Source organism: Streptosporangium sp. NPDC000239 (assembly GCF_040300765.1).
Classification (GTDB): domain Bacteria; phylum Actinomycetota; class Actinomycetes; order Streptosporangiales; family Streptosporangiaceae; genus Streptosporangium.
Genome location: NZ_JBEPEI010000012.1, coordinates 210,026 through 234,097 on the forward strand (window position 1 = coordinate 210,026; position 24,072 = coordinate 234,097).

Sequence of the window (24,072 nt, forward strand, 5' to 3'; positions counted from 1 at the left end):
CGCCGTCGTGTGCGGCCGCTCCGGCGCGTGCGCCGTCGGGTCCCGGACGTCGTGGAGGGGGGCCGGGACCCGACAGGATCGTCGTGAACCGGCGGACCGGGTTTAGTCACCACATGGGGGGAACACGGGCATGGGCCAGTACAACACCCGCCTCTGACCCCGTAGGCTCGTGACGACTGACGTCACGGACGAGGAGCACAACGACGGTGAACCCAGGGGATGTCAACCTGCAGCAGCTGCTGGAGCAGGCACAGCTCATGCAGCAGCAGCTTGTGAGCGCTCAACAGGAGCTGAACGACGCCCAGGTCGAGGGCTCGGCGGGCGGCGGGCTGGTCGTCGCCACGGTCAACGGCGGCGGCGAGCTGCTCGAACTGAGGATCAGCGCCGAGGCCGTCGACCCCGGCGACCCCCAGGACACGGCCGACACCATCGCCGACCTGGTCATCGCGGCGATCAGGGACGCGGTCCGCGCCGCGGCCGACCTCCAGCAGGAGAAGCTCGGCCCGCTCGCACAGGGACTTGGGGGCGGCAGCGGCCTCGGTCAGCTGCCCGGGTTCTGAAGCCATGTACGAGGGGGTCGTCCAGAACCTGATCGACGAGCTGGGCATGCTGCCCGGAGTCGGCCCGAAGAGCGCCCAGCGGATCGCCTTCCATCTGCTGTCCGCCGAGCCCGCCGACGTGAAGCGGCTCGCCCACGCCCTGCTTGAGGTCAAGGACAAGGTCCGTTTCTGCCGGACCTGCGGGAACGTCGCCGCCGACGAGGAGTGCCGGATCTGCCGCGACGCCCGGCGCGATCCCCACGTGATCTGCGTGGTCGAGGAGTCCAAGGACGTCGTGGCGATCGAGAAGACCCGTGAGTTCCGCGGGCGTTACCACGTGCTCGGCGGCGCGATCAGCCCGATCGACGGGGTCGGCCCCGACGACCTGCGCATCCGCGAGCTGATGACGAGACTGGCCGACGGCCAGGTCACCGAGCTGATCCTCGCCACCGACCCCAACCTTGAGGGGGAGGCGACGGCGACCTATCTCGCCCGTCTGGTGAAGCCGATGGGGCTGAGAGTCACACGACTGGCCAGCGGGCTGCCCGTGGGCGGTGACCTCGAATACGCCGACGAGGTCACCCTGGGCCGCGCGTTCGAGGGAAGGAGGCTGCTGGATGTCTGACGCATGGGGTGCTCTGGCGGAACGGGTCGCCGGGCACGCGGAGAACTACATCGACGGTCTGACCAGACTGGCGAACGGTGAGGGCGGCGACGCCATCCTGTCGTTGCTGCTGGTCGAGGTCGCGCAGGTCAGCTCGGCGGGCGCGCAGCTCGGCGCCAGCCAGGACGTGATCCTGTCCGGCAACTGGGAGCCGCACCTGAGCGAGGACCCGGACGTCGACGCGGTCCGTACGGCCCTGGCCGAGCGGCTCGGCCCGGTCGACGACTACGCCGAGGTCTTCGACCCGTACAAGGACACCGCGGTCACGCCGTACCGGCTGTCGGACGACCTGACGGCGGTGGCCGCCGACCTTCTTCACGGGCTCAGGCACTACCAGGCGGGGCGTCCTCTTGAGGCGCTGTGGTGGTGGCAGTACTCCTACTTCAACACCTGGGGCAACCACGCCGGGGCCGCGCTGCGCGCCCTTCAGGCACTCGTCGCCCATACTCGGCTGGACGTGGCCGAAGAGCGCACAACCGTGTGATTGTCCACATAGTGGGCCAAACCAGAAGTGCGCTACCCGGGCGACAGTAGACTGAGAGCTCCACAGCCCTAGATTGCTTCGGAGACATCTCGTGGCGCTCGTTGTTCAGAAGTACGGTGGTTCGTCCGTCGCCGACGCGTCCTGCATCAAGCGGGTCGCCCAGCGGATCGTCGCGACGAAAAAAGCCGGCAACGACGTCGTGGTGATCGTCTCGGCGATGGGCGACACCACCGACGAGCTGCTCGACCTCGCCCAGCAGGTCTCGCCGCTGCCGCCGGTGCGCGAACTCGACATGCTCCTCACCTCGGGTGAGCGCATCTCGATGGCGCTGCTGGCCATGGCGATCGCGAACCTGGGCCAGGAGGCCCGCTCGTTCACCGGCTCCCAGGCCGGGGTGATCACCGACTCCTCGCACGGCCGCGCCCGCATCATCGACGTGACGCCGGGCCGCATCAGCGAGGCTATCGGCGCCGGTCAGGTGGCGATCGTGGCCGGGTTCCAGGGGGTCTCCCAGGACACCAAGGACATCACCACCCTCGGCAGGGGCGGTTCCGACACGACGGCCGTGGCGCTCGCCGCCGCTCTCGAAGCCGACGTGTGCGAGATCTACACCGACGTGGACGGGGTCTTCACCGCGGACCCGCGCATCGTCCCGGTCGCCCGCAAGATCCCCAAGGTCTCCTACGAGGAGATGATGGAGATGGCGGCCTGCGGCGCGAAGATCCTGCACCTGCGCTGCGTCGAGTACGCCCGCCGCTTCAACCTGCCGATTCACGTAAGAAGCTCGTTCAGCACCAAGGAAGGCACGTGGGTCATCTCCGACCCCGACAGTGAAGGAACACAGATGGAGCAGCCGATCATCTCCGGCGTCGCGCACGACCGGAGCGAGGCCAAGATCACCGTTGTCGGGGTGCCCGACAAGGTCGGCGAGGCTGCCACGATCTTCAAAACGCTGGCCGACGCCGAAGTCAACATCGACATGATCGTGCAGAACGTGTCGGCGGCGGCGACCGGTCGGACGGACATCTCCTTCACGCTGCCCGCGAGCGACGGCTCGACGGCGCTGACCGCACTGAAGAAGATCCAGCAGAACATCGGCTTCGAGTCGCTGCTGTTCGACGACCAGATCGGCAAGGTGTCGCTGATCGGCGCGGGCATGCGCTCGCACCCCGGCGTCACCGCGACGTTCTTCGCCGCCCTCGCCGACGCGGGGGTGAACATCGAGATGATCTCCACCTCGGAGATCCGCATCTCGGTGATCGTCGGGCAGGACGAGGTGGACTCGGCGGTCAGCGCCGCCCACCGCGCGTTCAATCTCGACGCCGACCAGGTTGAAGCTGTGATCTACGGAGGTACCGGCCGATGAGCCGCAAGCCCACCCTCGCTCTGATCGGCGCGACCGGTGCCGTCGGCACCGTCATGCGCGACATCATCTCCAACCGGGAGGACATCTACGGCGAGATCAAGCTCGTCGCGTCCGCCCGGTCCGCGGGCAAGGTCCTGCGGGTCCGCGGTGAGGACCTGGTCGTCCAGGAGCTGACCGCCGAGGTCTTCGACGGCGTCGACATCGCGATCTTCGACGTGCCCGACGAGGTCTCCGCCGTGTGGGTGCCGATCGCCGCCGAGCGCGGCGCGGTCGCCATCGACAAGTCCGGCACCTTCCGGATGAACCCCGAGGTGCCGCTGGTGGTGCCCGAGGTCAACCCGCAGGCGGCGCGCAACCGCCCGCTGGGCATCATCTCGACCCCCAACTGCACCACGCTGTCGATGATGGCCGCGATGGGCGCCCTGCACACCGAGTACGGCCTGCGCGAGCTGGTCGTCTCCTCCTACCAGGCGGTCTCCGGCGCGGGTGTCGCCGGTTCGGGACGCCTCTACGACGAGGTCGAGGCACTCGCCGGCGACCGGACGGTCGGCCAGAGCGCCGGTGACGTGCGCAAGGCCCTGCAGAACAAGCTCGGTGACGGCGAGTCTCCCTTCCCCGCGCCGATCGCGTTCAACGTCGTGCCGTGGGCGGGTTCGCTCAAGGACGGCGGCTGGGCCTCGGAGGAGATCAAGCTCCGCAACGAGTCCAGGAAGATCCTCGGCATCGACGACCTGAAGGTCTCCGCGACCTGCGTCCGTGTCCCGGTGATCACGACCCACTCGCTGGCCGTGCACGCGACCTTCGAGCGGGAGATCACCGTCGCCGACGCGCACCGCATCCTGGAGGCGGCGCCGACGGTGGTCGTCATGGACGACCCGGCCAACGGAGTCTTCCCGACCCCGGCCGACGTCGTCGGCACCGACCCCACCTACGTGGGCCGGGTTCGCCAGGCGCTCGACTTCCCCAACACCCTCGACCTGTTCGTCTGCGGCGACAACCTCCGTAAGGGCGCCGCCCTGAACGCGGCGGAGATCGCCGAGCTGGTCGTGGCCGAGCTCTTCTAGCACGTCGTCGTCACCGGGCGGGTCGTCTCATGGACGGCCCGCCCGGTGCGGTTTCCCGGGCATCCGGTTTCCCGGGTGACAGCGGCGTTCCCGGGCGTCAGCGGAAGAGGATGTCCCAGTGGTCGGACTCCCTGGCGTAGACGGTCTGTGAGTCCCCGTAGAGCGGGGCGCCGTCACCCCTGACCCGCTGGTAGGGATACTTGCTCTTGATGTAGCGGCTGACGCACCGGTTGGGCTTGATGTCCAGCTTGTAGCCCTCGTAGTGGCTGTACAGGCCGGGGGCGTGGCCGACCTCGGTGCCTCCGGTGATCACGATGGGGCACCCGCTCTCGCGCTTCAGGCCGATCACCCTGTTCACCGTGTCCGTCCTGACGGCCTCAAGTGAGGTGCACCGCCCGTTGTCTCGGCTGGCGCACCGGCCTGAGGACTTCCGGCCGAGACCGGCCCGCTTCAGCAACTGGGCGGCCTGTGTGTGGGCGAGCCGTACCGAGGGCAGGCGGTGGGCCGTCTGGGCGCTGGTCCGCGCCTGGCTCTTTCTGACCGGGGCCTTGGCCTCGGGCTGCCGGGCCTCACTCAGCCCTTCCCGTTCCCACAGTCCCGTGCCGAGGTCGGCGGGCTCGCGCAGGGCTACGGCCTTCAGGTACAGGTCACGGGTGTAGCGCCTGGCGGCCTCCAGAGCGTTGATGTCGTAGCGGCCGGTGCTCGGCACCCGTGCGGACGCGTCGGACGAGTCCGCGATCATGACGGCGACCGGCGAACTGGCGGCCCCGGTCTCGGCGTTTCCGTCCGAGGCCAGGGCGATGAACGATATCTGCAGAGCCAGAAGTGCTCCCGCCGTAAGCCGGGCCGCTCTCCGTCTACAGGGACGTTTCCCCATTTTCTATCCCTTGTCGCGGAAGCCCTTCCACAAGAAGGATCAATCCCACGCCGAACCGGTGGTGACCCCCGAACATCGCGAAATTTGCCCCGTGCTGGCGATCACCGTGCCCCCCGCTGAACAGGCCTTACGCCAACAAACGCGACAAAGTAGCCGGTTTCCGCAGGGTGTGCCGTACGGCCTCGGGGAGAGAAGATCGCCGAAACGGACGGGGAAAGTGTGCCCGCCGTACCGGGTCATCCGGGATCGCCGATTTCGTGAGTGAACTGTGGCGGAACCGTAGGCATCTGTGTAATGAAAAGATTACCCTAAGTAGTTACATTCATGGTTGATCCGAGGGAGTCCCATGGGCTGGATAAGCGTGCTGGTGGTAGTCGCCGTCGCGATCACGCTGATCGCGCTTCTCGTCCTCAGGAGGAGGGGGCACGAGGGAGAGGACAACGGCTCGGCGTCGATCGACTTCGCGGCCAACCTCGCCCTCGCCATCTACCTGCTGGTCCTGGCCTACGCCGTCGTGCTGTGCCGGGACGCCATCTCCACCTCGCAGACCGACGTCCAGGCGGAGACGGAGGCCCTCAGCGAGCTGTACTGGTCGGTCGCGCCCATCCCCGAGGCGGGGCCCATCCGGGCCCAGATCAGGGACTACTCCGCCAAGAGCGTCTCCCTCGACTGGCCGCTCATGGCCCACGGTGAGATGTCCCCGGTCCCCACGAAGCTGCTTGAGAACATGCGTGCCGAGGTGCTCAGACTCAAGCCGGCCGACGACGCGGGCAAGACCCTCCAGCAGGACGCCCTCAGCCACATCTCCGACGTCTTCCACTCCCGCGCCGTACGGGCCGACGACGCCAACACCGGTCTTGAGAGCATCTTCGTGATCTCCATGCTCATCTCCGGGCTGCTGGTCGTCGTGCTTCCCTGGACGGTCGGGAACCGGCCGACGGGCGCCTCGGTGGTCGGTGACCTGGTCAGGGTGACCGTGGTCGTCGTCGGGGTCGGCTTCATCATGCTGACCGGTCGCCCGTTCAACGGCCTGGGCTCGGTCGGGCCCGACGACTTCGTTGCCGTGCAGCAGCAGTACGACCAGATCGACGCCCAGTTCCCCGCGAAGCTGCCCGAGGGCTGAACGGGGCACACGTAGGAGGCCCGGTTGGCGACCGATCGCCAACCGGGCCTCACCCGTTTATCTGCGCGGCCTGCGCTTGAGCAGGGCGACCGCGGTGACCGAGATGACGCCGGTGAAGAGCACCAGGATGACCAGCCTGCGGTCGGTTCCCTGACGCCGTTCGGCGAAGCGGTCCTGGATGCGCTGCCGTCGCATCCCGAGGACCGAACTCTCCGGGCTCGGCGACACCGTGGGAGACGCTGTGGGAGGCGGCGTCGGCGGAGTCGGGGTGGGTGTCGGCGGTGCCGGGACGACGGCGACGGGCGAGACCTGGACGGGTCTCGGCGGTGGCGGTGGCGCGGGTGGCTCCGGAGTGGTGGGCGGCGTCGGAGCGGGTGGCTCCGGGGTCGTGGGCGGGGGTGTCGGGGTGGGGGCAGGCGGCTCAGGCGTCTGGGGAGGCGTCGGAGCCGGGGTCTGCGTGGGCGGGGGGGTCGGTGTGGGTGTGGGCGTGGGCGGAGGAGTCGGGGGCGGGGACGTCGGGGTGGGGGTCGGTGCGGGCGGCGGAGTCGGCGTGGGGGCCGGGGGCTCGACCGTCGGGGTGGGGCGGGGAGCGTGACAGGACTCCCCACCGAGCAGCAGCGAGACGATGGGCAGGCAGATGACGGGTCTCACGGCCTTGGCGAGCGGCTCGCAGTGCGGGACCAGGCCGAGCAGCGACCCCAGCAGGCCGTGCCCGCAGGACGGCGGCCCGACCCTGACCCCGGACCCGGCCTCCTCGTCGGCGGCCTCGCCCTGGCCCGCGCCTTGGGTTCCGGCCTGGGCTTCGTCCTGAGCCCCGTCTTGAGCCTCGTCCTGGGCCTCGCTCTGGGCTCCACCTTGGGTTTTGGCCGGGGCCTCTTGGGCTTTGGCCGGGGCCTCCGGGGAGGTCTTGGGCGGAGCCTCGGCCGGAGTGCCGGCAGAGGCGTCACTCCCGCCCGTGGGGCCGGGCCTGTCGGGAAGGTCGGCTTCGGGCTTCACCCGGGCCTGCGCCGTGACCGACGTGGCCGGGGGCCCGGTCCGGGATGCCTGATGAGTCTGGGGCGTCCCCTCGGTTTGAGGCGGGGAGGCCTCGGGGGTGGTGTCCTGACCCGCGTCGTACGGCGGGGCGCACTCGGGCGTCCCGTTCCGGGTGGCCGTCAGACATTGGCCGGGAGAGTCCTGGACACCGGCGAACGCCGCGACGGCTCCCCCCGTCACCGGGGCGGCCACACAGGTCGCCAGCACCGCCGTACCCAGAAGTGCGTGTCGTCGTTTTCCGCGCCGGTTTTTCGTCACATAAACGTTCTAACATTTAACAGAGTGTCACGGTAGGGTAATGAAACCCTTGCGAAGATCCACCCACGGAACCACGTTTCCCACCTGGATCGGGAAGGATGTGGCCACGGCCTCGAAAGGCCCCGAGAGCCTTTCGAAGGGGTGCGTTCGGCAAGGAGTGAGGCGTTGGACGAACTGTTCGACCTCGACGCGGTCGGCCAGGCGGAGGCGGTGCGCGCCGGTGACGTCTCGCCGAGAGAGCTCGCCGAGGCGGCGATCGCGAGGATCGAGGCGCACGACGGGGAGATCAACGCGGTCGTCCACCGCAGGTTCGAGCGGGCGCTCGCGGAGGCCGACAGGCTCACCGGGGACGCCCCCTTCCTGGGGGTGCCGACCCTGCTGAAGGACCTGGGCTGGAGCATGGCGGGTGAGCCGTACCGGGCGGGCTCCCGGGTGCTCGACGGCGTCGAGGTGGCGCGGGACGGCTACGCGCCGGCCAAGCTGCGCGCGGCGGGGTTCGTGGTCCTCGGCCGGACGAACACCCCCGAGTTCGGCACCGCGATCACCACGGAGCCCAGGACCTTCGGGCCGACGCGTAACCCCCATGACGTCCGCTACAGCCCCGGCGGGTCGAGCGGCGGGTCGGCCGCGGCGGTCGCCTCGGGCATGGTCCCGGTGGCCGCGGGCAGCGACGGCGGCGGGTCGATCCGCATCCCGGCGAGCCTGTGCGGGCTGGTCGGCCTCAAGCCGAGCCGGGGGCGGGTGAGCTACGGGCCGGCCGTCGGCGAGGCCTGGGCGGGCTTCTCCACGCCGGGCATGCTCTGCCGTACGGTCAGGGACAGCGCGGCGACCCTCGACGTGATCGCCGGGGCGATGCCGGGTGACCCGTACGGCGCGCCCGTCTGGCCCCGGAGCCTGGCTCAGGAGGTCGGGGCCGACCCCGGACGGCTGCGGATCGGCTTCCTCACCGAGCACCCGGGGCGCCCCGGCGAGACCGACCCCGACCTGACGGCCGCCGTGTTCGGCGCGGCCCGGCTCCTTGAGTCGCTCGGTCACGGCGTCGAGTCCGGCGGCCCCGAGGCGCTCACGGAGAAGGACTTCGCGCTGCACTTCGGCACGGTCGTCGCGGCCCACCTGGCCGCCGACCTTGAGGACTTCGGGCGCTGGCGCGGCAGGCCCGTCGATCTCGACGAGCTTGAGGAGCGCAACCGCATCCTCGGGGCGACCGGGCGCGGGCTCAGCGCGGTCGACTACGTGGCCTCACGCGACTGGATCGACGGGTTCCGCCGCAGGATGGCCACCTGGTGGGAGTCCTTCGACCTGCTGCTCACCCCGTCCCTGGGAGCGGCGCCGTTCCCCATCGGCTGGCTCGCCTCCGACGACGTCAGCATGGCGCGGGGCCGGATGAACCAGGCCGTGGCGTTCAGCTCCCCGGTCAACGCCACCGGCCAGCCCGCGATCTCCCTGCCGCTTCACCGGACCTCGGGGGGGATGCCGGTCGGCGTCCAGCTGGTCGCGGCGGCGGGCCGGGAGGACCTGCTGATCCGGGTCGCCTCCCAGATCGAGGCCGCGGCCCCCTTCGAGCACACCGCGATCAGGCACGCGACCTCCCGCTGACCGCGTCGATCTCCGAGGCGAGGAAGGCGACGGTCAGCTCCGCCCTGAGTGTGGGCCATCCGTCGTCCTGGACCGGGCCGGGCCGGGCGTAGCGCCGCCGTTCGATGTCGTCGACGACCCGTGTGGGGGCGCCCATCTCCCTCAGTACGGCCAGCGCCCGGTGTTTGGTGACGAGTCTCCCCTCCCTGAGGGTCACCGTGGCCCGGGCCAGGGTGAGCATGGCCGCGTCCACCCAGATGTCACGGAGCCACAGGTCGGGGCGGTCGAGCAGCGGGCGCCAGAACTCCCGCAGGTCCCAGGCCACGAACCCGGCGAGCTCCTCGTCGGTCACCGGCGGCAGGAGGGTCGCGGGGGGCGGGCCGTACAGGACCAGGCCGAACTCGTGGAGCTCGCGCCTGGTCACCGGGGTGATCGGCCGGTGGGTGACCTCCTCGTGCGCCCAGGCGAGGTGGGGCCGTGCGGGGTCGTCCAGTTCGGTCGTGACGACATAGCCGCAGTGCAGCTTCGCCGCGAGCGGTACGGCGGCGCCGAGGCGTTCGTGCATCAGGGTGAGGCCGGACTTCTCCTCGGGGGAGCAGGGGCGGCTGAGGACCGCCACGAGATCGAGGTCGCTGCGGCCCGGCTGGTAGTCGCCCGCGGCCAGGGAGCCGTGCGCCCAGACCGCGAGCAGCGGGACCATGGGGACGAGGCCGGTGACGAAGCGGTCGACGAGGGCGGCGGTGGGGGCGTGTTCGGTCACGGTCATCCCTTTCCCCGGCCGCCCGTGCGTCAGCCCTGGCTTCGGTTCTGGCTGAGGAAGACTTCGAGCTGGATGCCGTCGGGGTCCCGGAAGGCGAGCAGGGCGAAGCCCGCCTCGGGGATGTCCTGGACGCCGGAGTGGGTGACCCCGGCCTCGGTGAGGCGGGTGGCCCAGGCGTCGAGCTCCTGCCGGGTGTCCACGGTGAACGCCAGGTGGTCGAGGCCGGTCCTGCGCTCGTTGAACTCCGCGTCGCCGTCCTCGTGCTTGTGCCTGGTCAGCCCGATGACGACCCCGCTGGGGTGCCGCATGAGCTGCCGTTCGAAGCCCGCGTTGTTCCAGGGGAACAGGGGTGCGAAGTCCAGGACGTCGCCGTACCACCGCACGGAGGCGTCGAGGTCGCGCACGTTCAGCGCGATGTGGTGAACCCCGGAGAAAGTCGTCATCTGTCTCACCTTTCACGTGATGGACATAACCCTAGATTCCTCGGGAACCGTCCACGAGGAGTACGCGTTATATCTTGAGGCGACGGGGTAGAAGGCCGTCGACGAGCGTGCCCCCCGAGGAGGGTTCCCATGGCGAAGGCAGCGCGTGCGGCACAGGCATGGCGGGTCTACAAGCAGGTGTCCCAGCCGGGTTCACCGGGACTCATCACCAGACTGCGCACTGTTCCGAGGATGGTCGGCGCGGTGACGCGGGGCCGGTACCCCGGCATGAGCAAGAGCAGGCTGGCCATGCTCGGCCTGGGCGTGGTCTACATCCTCTCGCCGATCGACGTCATCCCCGACTTCCTGGCGCTCGTCGGGGTGGCCGACGACTTCGGTGTCCTGCTGTGGCTCACGGCCTCTCTGCTCGGCGAGAGCGGACGCTATCTCGACTGGGAGCGCAGGAACATCCAGGCGAGCGTCTTCCCTCCCGAGCACGGGCGTTAGAGCTGTTCCATCCTGAGCCAGGCCCGTGACGGCAGCGGGTGGCCGAACAGGCGGGCGGCGTTGCCGTAGGCGACCCTGGCGATGTCGGCCGGGGGCAGGTTGCCAAGGTTCGTCGCCACGGTCTGCTGGGTGTCGGGCCAGGTAGAGTCGGAGTGCGGGTAGCCGCTCTCCAGCAGCACGTGTTCGAGGCCGACCGCGAAGCGCACCCCGGACAGGGCGTGGTCGTTGAGCGTGCCGAAGAAGAAGTTGCGCCGCAGGACCTCGCTGGGCTTGAGCCCGCCCTCCCAGGCGGCCTCCCCGGCGACCGGGTGGTCGAGCGCGTAGTCGGCGCGCTCGGCGAGCATCGGCAGCCAGCCGACCCCGCCCTCCACGATGAGGATCCGCAGCGCCGGGAAGCGCAGTGGGATGCCCGACCAGAGCCAGTCGGCGCAGGCGAACATGGCGCTCGCGGGCATCAGCGTGGTGATCGCCTCGATCGGTGTGTCGGTCGAGGGGACGGGGGTCCAGGAGGCGGAGCCGGTGTGCAGGCACACGACGGTGCCGGTCTCCTCGCAGGCCTGGAAGAACGGGTCCCAGTGGTCGGTGTGGATGGACGGCAGCCGCAGCCGGGTGGGGAACTCGGGGAAGAGCACGGCCTTGAACCCCCTGGCCGCGTTGTCCCTGATCTCCTTGGCCGCGACCTCGGGGTCGGTCAGCCAGGGCAGTTGCAGGGCGATGATCCGCTCGGGGTAGGTGCCGGCCCAGACGTCCACGTGCCAGTCGTTCCATGCCCGCGTGATCGCGAGGCCGAGCTCCTGGTCGCGGGTCTTGGCGAAGACCATCCCCGACTGCCCGGCGAGCATGCCGGGAAAGCACAGCGCCGCCCAGACACCCGCGCGGTCCATGTCCTCGACCCGCGCGTGGATGTCGTGGCAGCCGGGCCGCATGTGCTCGAAACGCACCGGGTCGAGCGTCCACTGCTCACGGGGCAGCCCCGCGCCCACGTCGAGACCCGCACACGGGTAGGTCGCGCCGCCGTACCGCCAGACCTGGTGCCCGGAGTCGGTCTCGACCACCTTGGGGGCGAGATCGGCGTATTTCTCGGGGAGCCGGTCGAGGAACATGTCGGGTGGCTCGATGAGGTGGTCGTCAGCGGAAATGATCACATAGTCCCGCCGCCGTGGCTCGGGGTCGGGCAGCAGCGGCGTAGTCACGCGGTAAACCGTACGTCGCTGACGTCACACTGAACAACCTGCGAGATATCCGCTTGGTATCTGTGTCTCATCCCATCTACCCCTGTGTGTCCGGTAACCGGCGGAAGGCCCACAGGAGGGTGTCCGGAGGGGTGCGTCCTGGTTTCTCGCGTTCGTGTGTGTCGCGATGGGAATGCGGTCGTGTGCCCTTGTAGGGAGCCCCTAATCTATCCGGCGGCGGACATCTCGCGATGGGGGCGGACATGCAGATCCCGAAGGGCATCCCGTACGGCGCGCGGATCGCCCTGTTGTCCGTCCTGGCGCTGTCCACGATCGTGGTCCACCTGAACCAGGACCCTCGGTTGCGCGAGGCCGAGGAACTCATCTCCGACCTGCGGGCCGGTACGGTGACCAAGGTCGTCTACGACCGGGACTGGCCCGCGTACGGCACGCTGACCTGGTCGAACGGTCCCCTTTCGTGGAACGAGGCCTACTTCGACCCACCGGACGACGTGTGGGACCCGGTGACCACGAGGCTGGTGCCGAGCGAGCTCCGGCGGGTCCAGACGGCCTTCCTGGCCCGGGTCGGGGAGGCGGCGGGCCCGTCGGTCGAGATCGGGCAGGCCCGGGGACCCCAGCGGTTCGGGCTGGCCGGGATGTTCATGGGCTCGCCCGCCTACGCCCGCTGGTGGGAGCCGTTCGCCCCGGTCGCGGTCGCCGCCGAGGTGATCGCCTGGCTGCTGATGCTCACCCGGCGGGACAACCGCTACGCCGGTCGCTGGGCGTGGACGTGGATGTTCCTGGTCGGGGGGTCGTGGCTCTACGTGCTGCTTGAGCCGTACCCGCTGTGGCGTGGGTCGTCCGAGGTGCCGTCCGAGCGGGTCAGGCTCAACGGGACGCAGGGGTTCGCCCTCGCCGTGGCCGTCTTCTTCGGCATAGGGATGATCAGCGCCTGGACGTCATGAGGTAGTAAAGAAGCATGACCTCTGAAGTGGGGGACTTATCGCCCCGATGGCGTGAGGCGCGCTGGGGATGGTGGCTCGCCGGGACGGTCGTCAGGGTCGTGTTGCTGTTGGTCCTGTTGTTCGGCGCCCTGCTCGTGGTGGCGGCCGCGGCGCCGACGGGGAGGACGCTTTCCGACTTCCGTGCGGCCCTGAAGGCGGACAGGGTCACGGTCGTCGTCTACCGGGCGTCCCGGCAGGGGACCGAGATCTCTTCGGAGGCCCCTGACTCGTCGGACTCGCCGGAGGTGGTGTACGCGCTGAGGTGGGCCGAGGGGCCACTGGTCTGGCACCGGATCGACCAGGGACCGGTGTCGGACGGCAAGGGCGCCTACACCTTCGACCGGTTCGGCGCCGACATCGGCGACGCCGAGGTCAGGCTGGTCCAGGAGAGCGTTCGACAACCCTCCTGGTGGTACGCCACCTGGCCCTTCGAGATCCCCCCGATGCTGGGGATGTGGTGGATCGGGGCCGCCTGGGTGGCGACCCTCGTGATCATGCTCGGCTCGACCCCCAGGCTGGGCAACAGGTGGGCGTGGTTCTGGCTGTTCGGCGTCGGCCAGATCGGCGCGTTCGCCTTCCTCCTGCTCGAACCCCGCCCGCTGTGGCACCGGTACGGGCGGCGCCCACCCGAGCGAGGACGGATGCGGGGCGGTACCGGCTGCCTGCTGTCGATCGTGACGTCCGTGGTCGCCGTGGGCGTCGCCGCGGCCGTCGGCGGCCTTCTGAACCTGCTGTTCCCCTGACGACCGTTCTAGGCGTCGACCGTCTCCTTCTCGCCCTTGGCCGCCTCGGCTCGCAGGTCCGCGGCCTCCCGGCGGATCAACAGGATCCAGCCGCCGATCGCGATGCCGATGAACAGCCACCACTGCACGCCGTACGCCAGGTTGAGGCCGCCGCCTCCGCCGACGTCCGGCGCGGGCACCGGGGCCGGCGCGGCCTGGGCCTGCGGCTGCTGGCCGGTCAGCTCGACGTACCCGTCGAGCAGCTTGTACGGCAGGCCTCGCCCGACCGACTCGGTGTTGATCAGCAGGACCTGGCCGGGAGGAAGGCCGGGCCGGTTCCTGATGCCGGTCGTCTCCTCGGTCTCGCTGGGCTGCAGCCGCCCGGTGACGGTCACCTCGCCGGTGCTCGGCGGCGGGACCTCGGGAGGCGCGTCCGCCGTCGCGCCCGCCTTGACCCAGCCCCGGTTGACCAGGACGCCGACGCCGTCGGCCGTCCGCAGCGGGGTGAGCACGTAGAAGCCGACCCTGGTGTCCTGGACGCGTCTGCGGACCAGCAACTGGGCCCCCGCGTCGAACGTGCCGGTGACCGTCACGGGACGGTACCTGTCGTGTGCCCGCATCGGGGCGCCGGGAGGCACGAGGCCTTCGAGGGGGACGGGGGCCGCGGACATGTTGGCGGTGGTCTGGTGGCTGCTGCTCGACCGTTCCTCGTAACGTCCGAACTGCCATCGGCCAAGGAACACGAAGGCGGGGATGACCAGCAGAACCACCACGTGGAGCGCCAGCCATCGGGGAGTCAGAAGGAACCGGTACACGCTCCCAAGGGTAGGCACCGTACCCACCGCTCTCTCCTTCGGCCGGTGCCGGATGTCCGGGAAAGGCTGTCGGACACTCCGGACATCGCGTACGGTCGGATGGATCCGCCCCCCTCGGACCGTTCCATCTCCCCCTCCGGAGCCCGCGCACGATGACCTTGGTCCTGTCGCCCCCCGCGGCTCCGGTCGCACTGCCCCGCCTCGGGGCGCTGCTGCGGCACGCCGCCCCGAGGGTGCTGGAGGGCATGATCCTGCCGGTCGCCGTCTTCTACGCGGGCCTGATGTTCTTCGGTCTGTACGGCGCGCTCGCGGTCGCGGTGGCGTGGGTCTACGGCGGCATCGTCTGGCGGCTGGTCAGGCGTGAGCCGGTGCCGGGGACCGTGCTGCTGGCGGCGGGGACGATCACGGTCAGGGCGGTGCTGGCCGCGGCCACCGGCAGCCCGGTGCTGTTCTTCCTGCAGCCCTGCCTGGGGGTGCTCTGCGCGAGCCTGGGCTTCCTGCTCACCGCCCCGACGCGCAGGCCGCTCGTCCAGCGGGTGGCGACCGACCTGGTCCCGCTGCCCGAGCACCTGCTCGAACATCCCCGGATGCGCCGCTTCTTCGTGTGGCAGTCGCTGCTGTGGGGCGGCGCGCAGCTCCTCAACGCCTCACTCAGCGTGTGGCTGCTGCTCACCCAGACGCTGGAGACCTATCTCGTGGTGCGGACCTCGCTGGTGGCCGTGCTGCTCGGCGGGGCGGGGCTGGTCTCCGTGCTCGGCCTCAGGCGTTGCCTGCGGGCACTGGACCACGGGTACGGCACGCTCCAGGACCGGGCGACGCCGTGATGTCCCTCGGGCCGGAGATCTCGTGCCCGTCCGCGCAGCGGAAGTGCTGTTCGATCGCGGCACCGCAGTCACGGTGGGTGAGCAGCATCGGGGGCCCCTCGGGGTCGGCGAGATAGCGGTCGCCCCACTGCATCAGGGCGACCAGAGCCGGGTAGAGGTCACGGCCCATCTGGGTCAGCCGATATTCGTCGCGTCTGCGCTGACCGGGCTCGCGGTAGGGGACCTTGCGCAGCAGCCCCTCCTCGACCAGGCGCGTCAGCCGGGCGCTGAGGATCTGTTTCGGGGCCCCGGTGAAGGCCTGCATCTCGGCGAACCTGCGCACCCCGAGAAAGGCCTCCCTGAGCACCAGGAGCGTCCACTTCTCGCCCACGATCGTCAGCGCCCGCTCGATGGAGCAGTTGTCGGGGCGCGGGAGCGCGTCGCTCATGACCGCATCGTAGGTCGTCACGGCGTCACCTCCAACGCAGCTAAGTCTACTTGACATACTCAGCTGCCGGGCGGAAGTCTAGGTTCATGTTGCGAACTCAGGGGGTGCTCGCAGGAACCGTCGTCGAGATCAGGTCCGCCGGGCCGGGCGACGGGGAGCGGATTCGCCACTTCCTCGCGGAACTGTCGCCAAGGACACGGCACCTGCGCTTCCTCACCGCCGTGGACGAGGACATGGCGGGCAGGCTGCTGGCGGAGACCGGCCGGGGGGACGTGCTGCTCGCCGTCGCGGGGGAGAAGGTCGTCGGGCATGCCGTGGGGGCCAGGGCCGGCGCCGAGGTGGAGATCGCGGTGGTCGTCGCCGACGCCTGGCAGGGAAGGGGCATCGGCTCCCGCCTGGTCCGCAGGCTGCTGCGCCGCGCCTCGGTCAACGGAGCCAGGACCGCGAACATGGACGTCCTCGGCGACAACCACCGGGTTCTGGCGATGATCCGGGGCCTGTGGCCGGGGGCCGTCACCCGGACCTCCCAGGGGAGTGTGGAGGTGAACGCGCCGGTCGAACCGGCCCTCGGAGGGGGCGTCGCGCCGGGTGGTGGCGGCGAACGGAGCGTTATCATCGACGGGGAGTCCGGTGGCCGGACACCATTTGCGGAACAAGGTTCTGTTGGCGCACCATTGACACCGTGAAAAGTGCCAAGAACGGACGCGACGGCCGCACCAGGATCATCGAGGGCGCACTGCGCCGGTTCAGCCAGGACGGCGTCTCGGCCACCACGCTCGCCAGCCTCCGCGAGGAGAGCGGCGTCAGCGTCGGCAGTTTCTACCACCACTTCGCGAGCAAGGAACACGTCTTCGGGGTGCTCTACGCCGACACCCTCAGGATGTACCAGGAGGTCTTCCTCACCGAGCTGCGGCGTCACGAGGGGGCCAAGGAGGGCATCGAGGCCATCGTCGCCCTGCACATGAGGTGGTACGACGACAACAGGGAGCGGGCGCACCTGCTGCTCAGCGAGCGCCCGCCGAAGCGCGACGAGCCGGGCGGCACCGAGGTCTCCGAGCTGCGCAGGGCCTTCTTCCGCAAGGTCGCCGACTGGTGGCGGCCCCACATGAAGAACGGCCTGCTCCAGCCCGTCCCCCCCACCATGTGCTACGTGCTCTGGCTCGGCCCCGCGACCGAGATGTGCCGCCTGTGGTTCGCGGGCGCCCACCAGCCGACGCCCGAGGAGATCGCGGGCCTGTGCGAGGCCGCCTGGCACAGCCTGCGCCAGCGCCCCGCCCCCGCCTGACCGTACGGCTTCGCCCACCTGGCCCCCGTCGCCGCACCCGTCACCCACCGCCCACGGCCCCGCGCCGTCGTCCGTGAGAGCCCCGGTTTTCGGGCGTCTGAGAGCTCCGGCCCGGAGTCCGGGGGTTCGTCCGGGCCGGAGCGGTCTCAGCGTGCTCCCGCGAGCTGCCGTAGCCGGGTTGGCACCCGCCAGACCTTCTCGTCCAGCGAGATGTCCAGCCGCAGGTCCTGGCGTCGTCGCCGCAGACCGGGCACGCGGACCCGGTCGCTGACGTCGAACCCGCCGTGTCCGCCGTTCGCGGAGTATCCGAAGCCCAGCTCGCCCGGCAGGACCCGTAACTCGTCCCGGTTGCCGCACCTCGGGCAGGTCCACGCGACCATGTCCCGGCCACGGTTGTAGTCGTGGCAGGCGCGGAAGTACTCGTCGGGCCGGAAACGGGACTCACAGGCGAAACAGGGGATCAACATCTCGGAAACCTCAGGACCGGGTGGAGCGACTCCTCATTGGTACCGTCTCCCACTTGTGCCGTGCTTGCAGAACGCTTACGGCGGTCTGCAACGATCGGGTCACCCCCGGCTGGGAGGGCTGCGGGAGGATGGTCGGGTGAGAGATCTTCCCGCCCGTCTCAGAGAGCTGCTGCTCGAAACCGGCTACACCGTCGACGGCGTCCGCGACCGCCTCGGCACGGTCGCCGCGACCGCGCTCTCCCGTGAGGAGACGACACCCGCGCTGCGCGTCACCCGCGACGGCGACCCGCTCGGCACGCTGATCCGGTTGTGGTGGCTCGGAGCGCCGGTCGAGGCGCCGGAATGGCTCCCGGTCGAGGCGCTCGCCGAGGGCGGGCTGGTGACCGTACAGGACGGTCTGGTCAGCGCGGCGGTGCACCTGCAGCCGTGGGAGACGGGTGGCTACGTCGTCTCCGACCGCAAGGTCAGGCCGGGCGATCCCGCGTTGCGCGAGGACCACGTCGTCGGCGCGGGAGGGGCGTCGGCGAACCTGGCCCAGCTCGTCTCGCGCCGCCCGGCCGGGCGCGTCCTCGACCTCGGCACCGGGTGCGGTGTGCAGGTGCTGCACCTGGCCGGCCGGGCGGAGGAGGTCGTGGCGACCGACGTCAATCCCCGCGCGCTCAGGATGGCCCGGCTGAGCTGGGCGCTGTCCGGGATCGAGGGCGTCGAGGCCAGGCAGGGGTCGCTGTTCGAGCCCGTCGAGGGGGAGCGGTTCGACCTGGTCGTCTCGAACCCGCCGTTCGTGATCTCCCCCCGGGGCCGGTTCACCTACCGGGAGTCGGGCTTCGAGGCCGACGGCTTCTGCCGCGACCTCGTACGGCTCGCCCCCCGCTTCCTCTCCCCGGGCGGCACCTGCCAGCTGCTGGCCAACTGGCTGCACGTCGACGGCGAGGACTGGCGTGACCGGGTCGGCGGATGGCTCGCGGGGACCGGCTGCGACGGCTGGGTGGTGCAGCGGGACGTGCAGGACCCGGCCGAGTACGCGGAACTGTGGCTGAGGGACGCCGCCGAGCAGGGCACCCCCCGTTACCGGGAGCTCTACGACGACTGGCTCGACTGGTTCGAGACCATGAAGGTCACCGGGATCGGCTTCGGCTGGATCACGCTGCACGACTCCGGCAGCCTCGACCCGGTGGTCAGGGTCGAGGAGCTGGGGCAGCGGGTCGAGTTGCCGGTCGGCGGCTACGTGGACGAGGTGCTGGCCTCGGTCGGCCTGGCCCACCGCCTCACCGACGAGGAACTGCTCGGTGCCCGGCTCGCACTGGCCGAGGGCGTGGCCGAGGAGCGTACGGGGCCGCCCGGCGCCGAGGACCCGTCGCGGATCGTGCTCAGACAGACGCGGGGGCTGCGCCGCGCCACCCAGGTGGGAACGGTCGAGGCGGCCCTGGCGGGGGTCTGTGACGGTGATTATCCACTGGCCCCGCTGCTGGCGGCCATCGCGGAACTCACCGGTCAGGACGCCGATGACCTGCTGGTTCGTGCTCCCGAAGCGCTCCGCCCGTTGATCGCCGAGGGATTTTTCCACATATCGACCCCCTGATTATCCACAGGCTGTGCATATCCCTGGATGTCCCCACCGATCGGTTGTTGATCCGATGTTGACCGCCGGAAGGGATGCTCTGGACGTGGGCACGGCGTGGACCCGGGGGGTAAGGGACCACGCCGAGTCCGGCCGGTCGTCACAGTGAGGCGGCCGGTCGCCGAAGACGCACCGGATGACCGGGCCCCCTAACGCGTCTTCGACGGCCAGACGGCCGGCCGGGCGCCCCGCATCCGATCTCAGGTTCCAGAGCGACGGGAATTCCAGTGATCAACCACTTTTGGATGACACGGCTCGACGACGATCTGTACGACCTGTATGACGTGTCGTGGTCAGTTACCGACGGGGTCACGGTCGAGCAGAGCGCGGATGTCCGCGGCCTCGGGGGCGCCGAGCCTGTCGAAGATGTCGTGCGCCCGCTGAAGGCAGTCACGGCTGCGCCGGATGTCACCCTGCCCCGCGAGCGCTCTGCCTAGCACCCACAGCGACAGCGCCTCGCCGTACGGGTGGCCGATCTCGACGCTGACCGCCAGTGCCTGCTCCGCGTGCCGGGTCGCGTCCCCGAAGCGGTTGGCCGTGATGAACGTCTCGGCGAGCCGTGAGCAGACGCGCTGCTCCCACACCCGCTGCCCGCTGGTGCGGAAGAAGGCCAGGCACTCGGCGTGGTGGTGCACCGCCTCGTTGAGCCGTCCCACCCGGGACAGCACCATCCCCAGGTGGTAGCGCGCCCGCGCGGTGCCCGGACTTGAGCCGATCTCGGTGAAGATGGTCAGCCCCTGCTCCGCGGCGGCGATCGCCTCCTCGGCCTGACCGAGGAAGAGGTGGTCCCTGGCCGAGTAGCTGAGCGTCAGGGCCTCACCTCCCGGCGCGCCCATCTCCCTGAAGACCTCGCGGGCCGCGTCGAACAGGGCGAGCGCCTCCTGGTGACGGCGCTGACGGCCCGCGACGACGGCCAGCGCGTTGAGCACCTCGCCGCTGACGATGCGGTCGCCCTCGACGGCCAGGCCGAGCGAGGCCTCGAACTCCTTGCGGGCCTCGACCAGCCGGTTCGCGCCGAACAGCACCCTGCCCAGCACGTAGCGGCAGCGCAGCTCGCTGGAGGGCGCGCCGAACCGCTGGGCGGCGGCCAGGGTCTCCCTGGCCCGCCGCTCGAACTCACGGGCGTGGCTGCCGGACTCAAGCAACGGCTCCATGGCCAGCAGCAGGTCGGCCGCCGGCAGCAACGCCTGGACGGTCGTCTGGGCCGTCGTCTGGGCCGTCGTCTGGGCCGTCGTCTGGGCCGCCGCCTGAGCGGTCGTCTGGGCGATGGCCGCGAACAGCGACTCCGCCTCGATCGACAGCCACGCCACGGCCTCGTCGGCGGAGGCGAACGTGTGGCCGGGGCCGGTCACCGAGAGCTGTTCGGCGAGCGTGCTGCCGTCGTAGGCCAGCCGGTGCGCCGACTGCGCCGACGCCAGATAGAAGTCGAGCAGCCGCCGCAGCGCGGGCCCGCCCGCCTCGGCGTCCGCACCGCGCTCCGCCGTACGGCGGGCGAAGAGCCGCAGCAGGTCGTGGAAGCGGTAACGCCCCGGCGCGGGCGCCTCAAGCAGGCTCGCGTCCACCAGGGACTCAAGGATGTCCTCGGTCTCCGTCGGGTTCAGCGCGAGGACGGCGGAGGCGGCCCCGACGGAGATGTCGGGGCCGCCGGGCAACGACAGCAGCCGGAAGGCCCGTGCCTGGGGTGGGGCGAGCTGGCCGTACCCGAGGGCGAAGGTCGCCTCGACGGCGAGGTTGCCCACCCGCAGCTCGTCGAGGCGGCGGCGCTCGTCGGCCAGCCTGGGCACCAGCGAGGCGACCGTCCACGACGGCCTGGCCGCCAGCCGCGCCGCGACGATCCGCACGGCCAGCGGCAGGAAACCGCAGGCGGCGACCACCTCCATGGCGGCCGTGCGCTCCGCGGCCACCCGGTCGGCGCCCGCGACCGTGGCGAACAGCGACAACGCCTCGTCGGACTCCATCACGTCCAGATCGACCAGCCTGGCGGCGGGCAGGTCGGCGAGTTTGGGACGGCTGGTCACGATCGCCGCGCAGCCCGTCGTGCCGGGCAACAGGGGACCGACCTGGGCGGCGTCACGGGCGTTGTCGAGCAGCACGAGCATCCGCCGCTCGGCCAGCAGCGAGCGGTACAGCGCCGCCCGCTCGGCCAGACCGTCGGGAATGACGTCGGGGGGCAGGCCGAGCCCGCGCAGGAACGCCGCGAGCACCGACTCGGCCGCGGCCGGCTCGTCGCCGTAACCGCGCAGGTCGGCGTAGAGCTGACCGTCGGGGAACAGGTCCTGCATGGTGTGCGCCAGGTGCACCGCCAGGGCCGTCTTGCCGACGCCGCCGATGCCGGAGATGGCGGCGACCGGCACACCGTCGGAACCCGCCTGCGACAGCAGGGTGCGCAGCCTGGCGACGACGTGACGGCGGCCGGTGAAGTCACTGACGGCCGCGGGCAGCTGCGCGGGACGGGGCAGCTCGGGGACCTCGACCTCGGTCGGCTCGGGCGGGGCCGTACGCTCCTCGGGCACGGAGACGGCGGCACGCGCGGGCACGAGAGCCGGGTCGCCGGAGAGGATGCGCCGGTGCAGGGTGGTCAGCTCGGGCCCCGGCTCGATGCCGAGCTCGTCGATCAGCGCGGTCCGGGTCTCGGCGAAGACGGCCAGGGCGTCGGCCTGCCTGCCGCACCGGTAGTAGGCCAGCATCAGCTGGGCGCGCAGCCGTTCCCGCAGCGGGTGGTCGGCGGTCAGCGCGACCAGCTCGGAGACCACGTCGGCGTGCCTGCCGAGCTCAAGGTCCAGGTCCATGAGCGTCTCCACGACGCTCATCCTGCGTTCGACGAGCCTGCCGCGCTGGTGTTCGGCGTAGGGGCCGACGGCCCCGGCCAGCGGTTCCCCGGTGCACAGCTCCAGACTGGCGCGCAGACTCTCCGCCGCCCCCCTGCCGTCTCCCGTACGGCGGGCGGTCTCGGCCTCGTGGACACCCCGCTCGAACTGCGTCAGGTCGAGGGTGACGTCGTTCAGCCGCAGAGCGTATCCACGGCCGACCGAGGTGAGAAGCTCCGGGCGGGTCCGGGGGGATCTGCCCGGTTCCAGGACGGCCCGCAGCCGCGAGACGTAGGTGCGCAGCGCGCCGAGAGCCCTGGGCGGCGCGTCCTCGCCCCAGACCGCGTCGATCATCTCCGTGGGAGTGACCGCCCTGCCCTCACGCAGCAGCAACATCGTCAGGATGGAGCGTTGCAGCGGCGTGCCGAGGTCGAGTTCGACGCCGTCACGCCAGGCCTGGACGGGGCCGAGCAAGGCGAAGCGCAACCCCTCTTCGCTGCTGTGAGCAGCCATTTCCTGGATCTCCGCCCTCAAGAAAAAGCCTTACCACCGAAATGATAGGTCCTGCAATGCCGTCACCACAGGAAACCGCCCACTCGTTAACCCTGGTGTTGATTCATCGTCAATCGGGCGTTGAACCGCTTCCCGGATGCTGTGACATGCCGGGCATGGCCCCATACGGGGGCGGTCATGCCCGGTGTTTCACCAGGTTGCAGGCGTTGATTCAATCGTCTGCAGGCGTCGATAAAGGCGCTGTAAGCACGGTGCAGGGACCTCGTCCTATCAATGGGTCATGACTTCCACCAAGGAACGGGAAGTCCGGCCCTCTGGGAGAGGAACCATGAACCGCACCATCCGCAGCCTGCTCGGCGTCGCCGCGGCGACCGCCGTCCTCGCGGTCGGCGTCCCGGCGCTGACCTCCTCGGCCTCGGCCGCGACGACCGGCACCGCGACCGCCGGTGCCCTCGACGTCGACTTCTGGGGCTCCTACTACTCCAAGTACCGCAACGGCTCCCGGGCCAAGGCCAACGGCCAGGTGTGGGACGACGGCTCCGAGGTCCACGTCCAGGGGCGCCTCTACGACAAGAACAGTCCGTGGCGGCTGTGCGGCTACGTCCAGGTCAAGTTCGAGAACGCCGACGGCGACGAGTCCTACGACTGGGCCAGGCAGTGCGTCTCGTCCGGCTACCGGTCCTTCCACTTCTCCGAGGAGGACGTCGACAACGTCCAGGTCCGGGTCTGCTACTGGGAACGGCCCGGGGCCCAGCGCGTTTCCTGCGGCCGGTGGAACTACATCTACGAGGCCGATGACGACGAGTGACGCCTGACGGACGATGAGGTCATCGGGGCGGCCTTGGAAAAGGCCGGGAAGACGAACATCGGGCCCGCCCGGAACTCCGGGCGGGCCTTTTGTTCCATGGTTCATCGGAAGTGATGGGGCTCCGTCACGCCGCCTCGAACAGGCCGAGTCGCGTGTGGAGCCGTTCTCGTACGGCAGGCCACTCGCCGCTCAGGATCGAGTAGTACGCGGTATCTCGGACCGTGTCGTCGGCGCCTCGGGTTTCCGCCCGCCGCACACCGTCGAGGTGTGCGCCGAGGGCCTCGATGGCGGCCCGGGATCGTGCGTTGCGTACGTCGGCTTTGAGCGTGATGCGGTGGACCTGCCAGGTCTCGAAGGCGAGCGAGAGCATCAGGTACTTGCTCTCCCGGTTGACACCCGTGCCCTGGGCCGAGGCGGCCAGCCAGGTGTAACCGATGTCCGCCACGGACGGGACCTCGCCCACCGCTCCACGCGCACCCGGCGGCCAGGGCATGGGGCCCTGCCAGTACTCCAGGTGCATGAGGCGGGTGGCACCGACTATGCGGTCGGTGTGTAGCCACCGGACGGCGAAGGGCAACGTGCGGCCCTCCGCCTGCTCAGCCAGAGCGGCCTCCACGTAGGAGACCATCTCTTCCCGGCCTTGGGGAACGCGAGTGAAGGCGTAAGTAGAACGGTCCTCACTCGCCGCGATGACGAGGTCGTCGACCACCGCGAGGCTGAGCGGTTCCAGGCGCACGGAGCGCCCGGACAGGGTGACAAAAGCGGGCATGAGCACATGATGGGGGCTGACAGGCATGCCTGGTGCCAAATGACACAAGACATCTTGGTTAAGCCCCTGGCGCCCCCTGCTCGGAGGGGTGAAACCGCAGGTCAGAGCATGCGGATGCTATCCCGAATGTGCCTGCTCACGGGGTAAAGTTTCCTTAAAGTGATCTC

At 70.3% G+C, this 24,072-nt stretch carries 25 protein-coding genes; 15 read left to right on the plus strand and 10 right to left on the minus strand.

Annotated elements, in window-relative coordinates:
• The first annotated feature begins 206 nt into the window (after nucleotides 1-206).
• From ABT340_RS27380 to ABT340_RS27400, 5 genes are all read left to right on the plus strand, one after another.
• Nucleotides 207-560 carry a YbaB/EbfC family nucleoid-associated protein gene (locus tag ABT340_RS27380; RefSeq protein WP_352013692.1) on the plus strand — a complete coding sequence of 118 codons (354 nt, stop codon included), beginning with the start codon at nucleotides 207-209 and terminating at the stop codon, nucleotides 558-560.
• Nucleotides 561-564: 4 nt separating this feature from the next.
• Nucleotides 565-1,164 (plus strand): recombination mediator RecR, encoded by a 600-nt coding sequence (gene recR / locus ABT340_RS27385; RefSeq protein WP_352013693.1) that lies wholly within the window; start codon nucleotides 565-567, stop codon nucleotides 1,162-1,164.
• Nucleotides 1,157-1,687, plus strand: a complete 531-nt coding sequence (locus tag ABT340_RS27390) for a DUF5063 domain-containing protein (protein WP_352013694.1) — start codon at nucleotides 1,157-1,159, stop codon at nucleotides 1,685-1,687. Before recR ends, ABT340_RS27390 begins: the two co-directional genes overlap by 8 nt.
• Nucleotides 1,688-1,778: 91 nt before the next feature.
• Entirely contained in the window at nucleotides 1,779-3,053 is a 1,275-nt protein-coding gene (locus ABT340_RS27395) for an aspartate kinase (protein WP_352013695.1), read from the plus strand.
• Complete coding sequence (locus ABT340_RS27400) at nucleotides 3,050-4,117, plus strand: aspartate-semialdehyde dehydrogenase (protein WP_352013696.1); 1,068 nt, start codon at nucleotides 3,050-3,052, stop codon at nucleotides 4,115-4,117. The genes ABT340_RS27395 and ABT340_RS27400 overlap by 4 nt, the downstream gene beginning before the upstream one ends.
• A gap of 97 nt (nucleotides 4,118-4,214) precedes the next feature.
• Here the strand turns inward: ABT340_RS27400 and ABT340_RS27405 are convergent, their stop codons facing one another.
• Nucleotides 4,215-4,859, minus strand: a complete 645-nt coding sequence (locus ABT340_RS27405; protein ID WP_352013697.1) for a hypothetical protein — start codon at nucleotides 4,857-4,859, stop codon at nucleotides 4,215-4,217.
• 496 nt (nucleotides 4,860-5,355) lie between these two features.
• Between ABT340_RS27405 and ABT340_RS27410 the strand changes: the two genes are divergently transcribed.
• A complete protein-coding gene (locus tag ABT340_RS27410) occupies nucleotides 5,356-6,117 on the plus strand; it encodes a bestrophin-like domain (protein WP_352013698.1) in 762 nt (253 codons plus the stop codon).
• Between the two features lie 57 nt (nucleotides 6,118-6,174).
• Here ABT340_RS27410 and ABT340_RS27415 read toward each other — a convergent pair whose 3' ends face one another.
• The gene (locus tag ABT340_RS27415) at nucleotides 6,175-7,359 is read right to left on the minus strand and encodes a hypothetical protein (RefSeq protein WP_352013699.1); all 1,185 of its coding nucleotides are present in this window, start codon (nucleotides 7,357-7,359) and stop codon (nucleotides 6,175-6,177) included.
• 216 nt (nucleotides 7,360-7,575) lie between these two features.
• Here ABT340_RS27415 and ABT340_RS27420 point away from each other — a divergent pair, with 216 nt between their 5' ends.
• The gene (locus tag ABT340_RS27420) at nucleotides 7,576-9,006 is read left to right on the plus strand and encodes an amidase (RefSeq protein ID WP_352013700.1); all 1,431 of its coding nucleotides are present in this window, start codon (nucleotides 7,576-7,578) and stop codon (nucleotides 9,004-9,006) included.
• Here ABT340_RS27420 and ABT340_RS27425 read toward each other — a convergent pair.
• A complete protein-coding gene (locus ABT340_RS27425; RefSeq protein WP_352013701.1) occupies nucleotides 8,984-9,751 on the minus strand; it encodes a nucleotidyltransferase in 768 nt (255 codons plus the stop codon). The genes ABT340_RS27420 and ABT340_RS27425 overlap by 23 nt on opposite strands.
• A gap of 23 nt (nucleotides 9,752-9,774) precedes the next feature.
• Nucleotides 9,775-10,188 (minus strand): VOC family protein, encoded by a 414-nt coding sequence (locus ABT340_RS27430; protein WP_352013702.1) that lies wholly within the window; start codon nucleotides 10,186-10,188, stop codon nucleotides 9,775-9,777.
• Between the two features lie 129 nt (nucleotides 10,189-10,317).
• Between ABT340_RS27430 and ABT340_RS27435 the strand changes: the two genes are divergently transcribed.
• Nucleotides 10,318-10,674, plus strand: a complete 357-nt coding sequence (locus ABT340_RS27435; RefSeq protein WP_352013703.1) for a YkvA family protein — start codon at nucleotides 10,318-10,320, stop codon at nucleotides 10,672-10,674.
• Here ABT340_RS27435 and ABT340_RS27440 read toward each other — a convergent pair.
• The gene (locus tag ABT340_RS27440; RefSeq protein ID WP_352013704.1) at nucleotides 10,671-11,867 is read right to left on the minus strand and encodes an amidohydrolase family protein; all 1,197 of its coding nucleotides are present in this window, start codon (nucleotides 11,865-11,867) and stop codon (nucleotides 10,671-10,673) included. The genes ABT340_RS27435 and ABT340_RS27440 overlap by 4 nt on opposite strands.
• Before the next feature lie 242 nt (nucleotides 11,868-12,109).
• Between ABT340_RS27440 and ABT340_RS27445 the strand changes: the two genes are divergently transcribed.
• On the plus strand, nucleotides 12,110-12,811 hold the full coding sequence (locus ABT340_RS27445; RefSeq protein ID WP_352013705.1) for a hypothetical protein: 702 nt from the start codon (nucleotides 12,110-12,112) through the stop codon (nucleotides 12,809-12,811).
• A 14-nt stretch (nucleotides 12,812-12,825) separates the two neighbouring features.
• A complete protein-coding gene (locus ABT340_RS27450) occupies nucleotides 12,826-13,593 on the plus strand; it encodes a hypothetical protein (RefSeq protein ID WP_352013706.1) in 768 nt (255 codons plus the stop codon).
• 8 nt (nucleotides 13,594-13,601) lie between these two features.
• On the opposite strand, the gene ABT340_RS27455 is transcribed toward ABT340_RS27450, so the two are convergent.
• Entirely contained in the window at nucleotides 13,602-14,387 is a 786-nt protein-coding gene (locus ABT340_RS27455; RefSeq protein WP_352013707.1) for an SURF1 family cytochrome oxidase biogenesis protein, read from the minus strand.
• A gap of 152 nt (nucleotides 14,388-14,539) precedes the next feature.
• On the opposite strand from ABT340_RS27455, the gene ABT340_RS27460 reads away from it, so the two are divergent.
• Entirely contained in the window at nucleotides 14,540-15,211 is a 672-nt protein-coding gene (locus ABT340_RS27460; protein WP_352013708.1) for a VC0807 family protein, read from the plus strand.
• Here the strand turns inward: ABT340_RS27460 and ABT340_RS27465 are convergent.
• Nucleotides 15,147-15,659, minus strand: coding sequence for a winged helix-turn-helix transcriptional regulator (locus ABT340_RS27465; RefSeq protein WP_352013709.1), 513 nt, complete (start codon nucleotides 15,657-15,659; stop codon nucleotides 15,147-15,149). The two genes, ABT340_RS27460 and ABT340_RS27465, sit on opposite strands and share 65 nt — an antisense overlap.
• Before the next feature lie 65 nt (nucleotides 15,660-15,724).
• Here ABT340_RS27465 and ABT340_RS27470 point away from each other — a divergent pair, with 65 nt between their 5' ends.
• Nucleotides 15,725-16,324: a GNAT family N-acetyltransferase gene (locus ABT340_RS27470; protein WP_352013710.1), complete on the plus strand. Its 600-nt coding sequence runs from the start codon at nucleotides 15,725-15,727 to the stop codon at nucleotides 16,322-16,324.
• A complete protein-coding gene (locus tag ABT340_RS27475) occupies nucleotides 16,321-16,923 on the plus strand; it encodes a TetR/AcrR family transcriptional regulator (RefSeq protein WP_352013711.1) in 603 nt (200 codons plus the stop codon). Before ABT340_RS27470 ends, ABT340_RS27475 begins: the two co-directional genes overlap by 4 nt.
• A gap of 146 nt (nucleotides 16,924-17,069) precedes the next feature.
• On the opposite strand, the gene ABT340_RS27480 is transcribed toward ABT340_RS27475, so the two are convergent.
• Nucleotides 17,070-17,390 carry a hypothetical protein gene (locus ABT340_RS27480; RefSeq protein ID WP_352013712.1) on the minus strand — a complete coding sequence of 107 codons (321 nt, stop codon included), beginning with the start codon at nucleotides 17,388-17,390 and terminating at the stop codon, nucleotides 17,070-17,072.
• Nucleotides 17,391-17,526: 136 nt separating this feature from the next.
• On the opposite strand from ABT340_RS27480, the gene ABT340_RS27485 reads away from it, so the two are divergent.
• A complete protein-coding gene (locus ABT340_RS27485) occupies nucleotides 17,527-18,969 on the plus strand; it encodes a DUF7059 domain-containing protein (RefSeq protein ID WP_352013713.1) in 1,443 nt (480 codons plus the stop codon).
• A 332-nt stretch (nucleotides 18,970-19,301) separates the two neighbouring features.
• On the opposite strand, the gene ABT340_RS27490 is transcribed toward ABT340_RS27485, so the two are convergent.
• Nucleotides 19,302-22,328: an AfsR/SARP family transcriptional regulator gene (locus ABT340_RS27490; RefSeq protein ID WP_352013714.1), complete on the minus strand. Its 3,027-nt coding sequence runs from the start codon at nucleotides 22,326-22,328 to the stop codon at nucleotides 19,302-19,304.
• Between the two features lie 328 nt (nucleotides 22,329-22,656).
• On the opposite strand from ABT340_RS27490, the gene ABT340_RS27495 reads away from it, so the two are divergent.
• On the plus strand, nucleotides 22,657-23,136 hold the full coding sequence (locus ABT340_RS27495; RefSeq protein WP_352013715.1) for a hypothetical protein: 480 nt from the start codon (nucleotides 22,657-22,659) through the stop codon (nucleotides 23,134-23,136).
• Between the two features lie 124 nt (nucleotides 23,137-23,260).
• On the opposite strand, the gene ABT340_RS27500 is transcribed toward ABT340_RS27495, so the two are convergent.
• Nucleotides 23,261-23,905, minus strand: a complete 645-nt coding sequence (locus tag ABT340_RS27500; protein ID WP_352013716.1) for a GNAT family N-acetyltransferase — start codon at nucleotides 23,903-23,905, stop codon at nucleotides 23,261-23,263.
• Between the last annotated feature and the right edge of the window lie 167 nt (nucleotides 23,906-24,072).

Bases quoted from the DNA above. Each gene is read 5' to 3' on its own strand.
- ABT340_RS27450 (WP_352013706.1), top strand. From the start codon at position 12,826: ATGACCTCTGAAGTGGGGGACTTATCGCCCCGATGGCGTGAGGCGCGC.
- ABT340_RS27470 (WP_352013710.1), top strand. From the start codon at position 15,725: ATGTTGCGAACTCAGGGGGTGCTCGCAGGAACCGTCGTCGAGATCAGG.
- ABT340_RS27480 (WP_352013712.1), bottom strand. From the start codon at position 17,390: ATGTTGATCCCCTGTTTCGCCTGTGAGTCCCGTTTCCGGCCCGACGAG.
- ABT340_RS27460 (WP_352013708.1), top strand. From the start codon at position 14,540: ATGACCTTGGTCCTGTCGCCCCCCGCGGCTCCGGTCGCACTGCCCCGC.
- ABT340_RS27435 (WP_352013703.1), top strand. From the start codon at position 10,318: ATGGCGAAGGCAGCGCGTGCGGCACAGGCATGGCGGGTCTACAAGCAG.
- ABT340_RS27425 (WP_352013701.1), bottom strand. From the start codon at position 9,751: ATGACCGTGACCGAACACGCCCCCACCGCCGCCCTCGTCGACCGCTTC.
- ABT340_RS27490 (WP_352013714.1), bottom strand. From the start codon at position 22,328: ATGGCTGCTCACAGCAGCGAAGAGGGGTTGCGCTTCGCCTTGCTCGGC.
- ABT340_RS27405 (WP_352013697.1), bottom strand. From the start codon at position 4,859: ATGATCGCGGACTCGTCCGACGCGTCCGCACGGGTGCCGAGCACCGGC.
- ABT340_RS27445 (WP_352013705.1), top strand. From the start codon at position 12,110: ATGCAGATCCCGAAGGGCATCCCGTACGGCGCGCGGATCGCCCTGTTG.
- ABT340_RS27495 (WP_352013715.1), top strand. From the start codon at position 22,657: ATGAACCGCACCATCCGCAGCCTGCTCGGCGTCGCCGCGGCGACCGCC.
- ABT340_RS27390 (WP_352013694.1), top strand. From the start codon at position 1,157: ATGTCTGACGCATGGGGTGCTCTGGCGGAACGGGTCGCCGGGCACGCG.
- ABT340_RS27500 (WP_352013716.1), bottom strand. From the start codon at position 23,905: ATGCCCGCTTTTGTCACCCTGTCCGGGCGCTCCGTGCGCCTGGAACCG.
- recR (WP_352013693.1), top strand. From the start codon at position 565: ATGTACGAGGGGGTCGTCCAGAACCTGATCGACGAGCTGGGCATGCTG.
- ABT340_RS27430 (WP_352013702.1), bottom strand. From the start codon at position 10,188: ATGACGACTTTCTCCGGGGTTCACCACATCGCGCTGAACGTGCGCGAC.
- ABT340_RS27400 (WP_352013696.1), top strand. From the start codon at position 3,050: ATGAGCCGCAAGCCCACCCTCGCTCTGATCGGCGCGACCGGTGCCGTC.